Below are 719 nucleotides of genomic sequence, written 5' to 3' on the forward strand. Positions count from 1 at the left end.
ACGATTTCCGGGTGGCGGAACAGCGCGTTCGAGTCGAAGTTGAACTTCGCGTCGAGTGCGATGACCTTGCCGTCGCCGGAGACGTTCAGCGGGTTGATTTCAGCCAGCGACGCGTCGGTTTCCCAGAATGCCTTGTACAGGCCTTGCAGGATGGCGCGCGCTTGCGGAATCGAAGCAGCCGGCACGCCGATCTTCGCGGCCAGGTCGTCGGCCTGGGCGTCGAGCAGGCCGGTCGACGGCTCGACGATGACCTTGTGGATCAGTTCCGGGTGCTTTTCGGCAACTTCCTCGATGTCCATGCCGCCTTCGCTCGAACCCATCAGAACGATCTTTTGCGACACGCGATCAACGACGAGGCTGACATACAGTTCCTGCTTGATGTCGGCGCCTTCTTCGATCATCAGACGGTTGACCTTCTGGCCTTCCGGACCGGTCTGGTGCGTGACGAGCTGCATGCCGAGGATCTGGTTCGCGTATTCGCGAACCTGCTCGATCGACTTCGCCACCTTCACGCCGCCGCCCTTGCCACGACCACCCGCGTGAATCTGAGCCTTCACGACCCACACCGGGCCGCCGAGCTCTTCCGCAACCTTGACGGCCTCGTCAACCGAGAACGCCGGCTTGCCGCGCGGTACCGCGACGCCGAATTTCCGCAGGATTTCCTTACCCTGGTACTCGTGAATCTTCATGCGTGATTCCCTTCAGTCTGAGAGTTGGAT

Annotated in this window: 1 protein-coding gene; it reads right to left on the minus strand. The window is 61.2% G+C overall.

What is annotated here, in order from left to right; genetic code table 11:
- On the minus strand, positions 1 to 689 hold a 689-nt coding region (locus tag DIE21_RS36870), incomplete at its 3' end, for an ATP-grasp domain-containing protein (RefSeq protein WP_185642933.1).
- Positions 690 to 719: the final 30 nt, after the last annotated feature.

This window comes from Burkholderia sp. Bp9140 (genome assembly GCF_003853425.1).
Classification (GTDB): domain Bacteria; phylum Pseudomonadota; class Gammaproteobacteria; order Burkholderiales; family Burkholderiaceae; genus Burkholderia.